We start from the raw sequence: 3,627 nt of genomic DNA on the forward strand, positions 1-3,627 counted from the left end.
TTCACCTTTCACCTTTCACCTTTCACCTTTCACGTTTTTACGTTTTCCCCCTTGAAATTCGGATGGGCAGTGATTAGGTTCCTGTGAGCTTACCAAAAAGTGCTGAAAAGGAGAACATCGACACATGGGCAAAACCGTCAAGAAGTTCGAGACCGAGGTGCAGCAGCTCCTGGATCTGGTGATCCACTCCCTCTACTCCAACAAGGAGATCTTCCTGCGGGAGCTGATTTCCAACGCCTCTGACGCGATAGACAAGATAAGGTTCGAGTCGCACTCCAACATGGAGCTTCTGGAAGGAAATGCCGACTGGAAGATCAAACTCCACGCCGATAAGGAGGCCGGCACCCTGACGGTAATCGACAACGGCATCGGCATGAGCATCGACGAGGTCGCCGACAACATCGGCACCATCGCCAAGTCGGGGACCAGGAACTTCGTGGCCGCGCTCAAGGAGCGGAACCTGGCGGATAACCCGGAACTGATCGGCCAGTTCGGCGTGGGCTTCTACGCCTCTTTCATGGTAGCCGACAAGGTGACGCTGACCACCAGGAAGGCGGGGGGCAAGGAGTACGGCTGCCGCTGGGAGTCGACCGGCGACGGCAGCTACACCATCGAGGAGTGCGAGAAGGAAACCCGCGGCACCGAGATCGTTCTTCACCTGAAGGAGGAGATGAAGGAGTTCCTCGACGAGTGGAAGATCCGCTCCATCGTGAAGAAATACTCCGACTACGTGCAGTACCCGGTGGTGATGGACGTGACCCGCAGCGAACCGGTCAAGGACCAGGACGGCAAGGTCATCGAGGGGGGCGGCACCATCGACACCACCACCGAGGAGACCCTGAACTCGATGAAGGCCATCTGGACCAGGCCCAAGAGCGAGATCACCGAGGAGGAGTACCTCGAGTTCTACAAGCACATCTCCCACGACTACGACAAGCCGCTCTCCACCATCCACTACTCGGCGGAAGGGGTGAGCGAGTTCAAGTCGATCGTCTACATCCCGTCCCACAAGCCGTTCGACCTCTTCCTCAGGGACCACAAGAAGGGCGTGCACCTCTACGTGAAGCGGGTCTACATCACCGACAACTGCGAGGCCCTCCTCCCCGACTACCTGCGCTTCATCAAGGGGGTGGTGGACTCAAGCGACCTGCCGCTCAACGTCTCCCGCGAGATCCTGCAGGAGGACGTGCAGATCAAGAGAATCCAGAAGAGCCTGGTCGGGAAGGTAATCTCCACCCTGGCAGAGATGAAGGAGAAAAACGCCGAGGACTACCTCAAGTTCTGGCAGGAATTCGGGCCGGTACTGAAGGAAGGTATCCACTTCGATTACGCCAACAAGGAGAAGCTCCAGGACCTCATGCTCTATGAGAGCTCGAAGACCGAGAACGGGAAGTACGTCTCGCTCAAAGAGTACGTGGAGCGGATGCCCGAAGGGCAGAAGGAGATCTACTACATCACCGGCATGTCGAGGGCGGCGGTGGAAAACTCCCCGTACATGGAGGTCTTCCGCAAGAAGGACTACGAGGTCATCTACATGACCGATCCCGTCGACGAGTGGGTGGTACAGGCGGTCGACTCCTACAACGAGAAGCACCTGAAGGCCATCGACAGGGGCGATCTGGAGCTGGAGTCCGAGGAGGAAAAGAAGGAGAAGGAGGCCCAGAAGGAAGAGGCGAAGAAGGAGTACAGCGGCCTCATGTCCTATATCCAGGAGACCCTCAAGGAAAACATCAAGGAAGTCAGGTTATCCTCGCGTCTTACCGAGAGCGCCTGCTGCCTGGTGGCGGACGAGATGGGCCTGAACGCCAACATGGAGAAGATCCTGAAGGCCATGAACCAGGACGTGCCGGAGTCCAAGCGGATTCTGGAACTGAACCCGGACCACCCGATCATGCAGGTCATGACCTCGATGTACGAGAAGGACCAGGGGAACCCGAAACTGGCCGACTACTGCGAGCTCCTCTTCGACCAGGCCCTGCTGACCGAGGGAAGCGCCATCAAGGACCCGCTGCGCTTCAGCAGGCTGGTCAGCGAGCTGATGGTGGCCGGAGCGAAGTAGCAGCGAAGCGGTTTACAGAGGCACGAACAGAAGCGGGGGCGGATCGTTTGATCCGCCCCCGCTTTTTTGCAGGTTGCAAATTGTAACCCAACAGGTTACAGTCCATCATGATCAAGTCCTTCAGGCACAAAGGCTTGCAAAGATATTTTGCCTCCGGAAACAAAGCCGGGATTCAAGCGAGCCACGCCGCGAAGGTTCGACTCATTCTGGCGCGTCTCGATGCTGCCCAGATCCCTATGGACATGAATTTGCCAGGACTGCGTCTGCATCAGCTGGCAGGAAACTATAGCGGCTTTCACGCCGTCGACGTCAGTGGGAACTGGCGCATTCTCTTTCGTTTTGAAGGATATGATGTCTATGACGTCGACTACCTGGACTACCATTGAAGGAGAAGGTCATGATGCACAATCCCCCGCATCCGGGCGAAGTAATCCGGACGCTTTGCCTTGAGCCGCTCGGCTTGACTGTGACAGAGGCTGCGAGAGCTTTGGGCGTGAGCAGAAAAGCACTCTCTTCGGTACTCAATGCCAGAAGCGGGATAACTCCTGAAATGGCGATGCGCCTGGCCATTGCCTTCGACACTACCCCTGAGAGCTGGCTGGTCCAGCAGATGCAGTACGATCTATGGAAGACGACCCAGAAGGGCACTATCCAGGGAGTGCAAAGACTGTCGAAGGCAGCGTAGTTTCACCCCAGGATCTCCCTGAACTTCCTGCTCACGTCTGCCAGCCTGAAGGGCTTTTGGATGAAGCGCAGCCTGTCCTGCCCGGCGAACTTCAGACTCACCTCGTGCTCGTTGTAGCCGCTGGAAATGATCACCCTCGCCTCAGGGTCGATCTTCCGCAGTTCCCGGAAGGTCTCCTCCCCGTCCAGCTGTGGCATGGTCAGGTCGAGCAGGACGCAGACGATCTCTTCCCTGCACCGCTGGAAGATCCCGACACCCTCCCCCCCTTCCGAGGCGCAAAGGACCTTGAAGCCCAGCGCCTGCAGCATATTTTCCGCCACGGCCCTTATGCTCTCCTCGTCGTCCACCAGAAGGACGGTCCCCTCCCCCTTGAAAAGCCCGTCGCCGGCGGCCTCGGCACGCTGGACTTCAGCTGCGTCTGCCACGGCGGGGAGGAGCATCCTGAAGGAGGTCCCCTTCCCCTTCTCGCTGTAGACCTTTATGGCCCCCTTGTGCCCGCGCACGATACCTAGGACCGCCGCCATACCGAGCCCGCGACCGGTGAACTTGGTAGTGAAGAAGGGATCGAAGATCTTCGGAATGATCTCCCGGTCCATCCCGCACCCGGTATCCGCCACCTCGACAACCACGTACTTCCCCTCAGGGAGACGGTCATCGATCCAGAAGTCGGAAAGATATTCCCTGTCGCAATGGACGCAATCGGTGCCGATGGTTATGGTCCCGCGGTTGTCGCCGATCGCCTCGGAGGCATTGATCACCAGGTTCAGTATGACCTGGCGCAGCTGCGTGGCATCCCCGCTGATGGCAGGAAGGTCGGGAGCGAACCGGTAGCAAAGCGCCACCTTCTTGGAAATGGAGACCTCCAGCATCTGCCCCATCTCCT

General features: G+C 58.2%; 4 protein-coding genes. 3 read left to right on the forward strand and 1 reads right to left on the reverse strand.

What is annotated here, in order from left to right:
• Positions 1-124: 124 nt before the first annotated feature.
• From htpG to AC11W3_RS16455, 3 genes are all read left to right on the forward strand, one after another.
• Positions 125-2,059: a molecular chaperone HtpG gene (gene htpG / locus AC11W3_RS16445; protein WP_484090217.1), complete on the forward strand. Its 1,935-nt coding sequence runs from the start codon at positions 125-127 to the stop codon at positions 2,057-2,059.
• A 107-nt stretch (positions 2,060-2,166) separates the two neighbouring features.
• The gene (locus AC11W3_RS16450) at positions 2,167-2,445 is read left to right on the forward strand and encodes a type II toxin-antitoxin system RelE/ParE family toxin (RefSeq protein ID WP_484090218.1); all 279 of its coding nucleotides are present in this window, start codon (positions 2,167-2,169) and stop codon (positions 2,443-2,445) included.
• Between the two features lie 14 nt (positions 2,446-2,459).
• On the forward strand, positions 2,460-2,744 hold the full coding sequence (locus tag AC11W3_RS16455) for a HigA family addiction module antitoxin (RefSeq protein ID WP_484090226.1): 285 nt from the start codon (positions 2,460-2,462) through the stop codon (positions 2,742-2,744).
• Between the two features lie 2 nt (positions 2,745-2,746).
• Here AC11W3_RS16455 and AC11W3_RS16460 read toward each other — a convergent pair.
• Positions 2,747-3,627 (reverse strand): hybrid sensor histidine kinase/response regulator (locus AC11W3_RS16460; protein WP_484093379.1); only part of this gene is annotated, 881 nt, incomplete at its 5' end.

Source organism: Geomonas sp. (assembly GCF_056994735.1).

Bases quoted from the DNA above. Each gene is read 5' to 3' on its own strand.
- htpG (WP_484090217.1), top strand. From the start codon at position 125: ATGGGCAAAACCGTCAAGAAGTTCGAGACCGAGGTGCAGCAGCTCCTG.
- AC11W3_RS16450 (WP_484090218.1), top strand. From the start codon at position 2,167: ATGATCAAGTCCTTCAGGCACAAAGGCTTGCAAAGATATTTTGCCTCC.
- AC11W3_RS16455 (WP_484090226.1), top strand. From the start codon at position 2,460: ATGCACAATCCCCCGCATCCGGGCGAAGTAATCCGGACGCTTTGCCTT.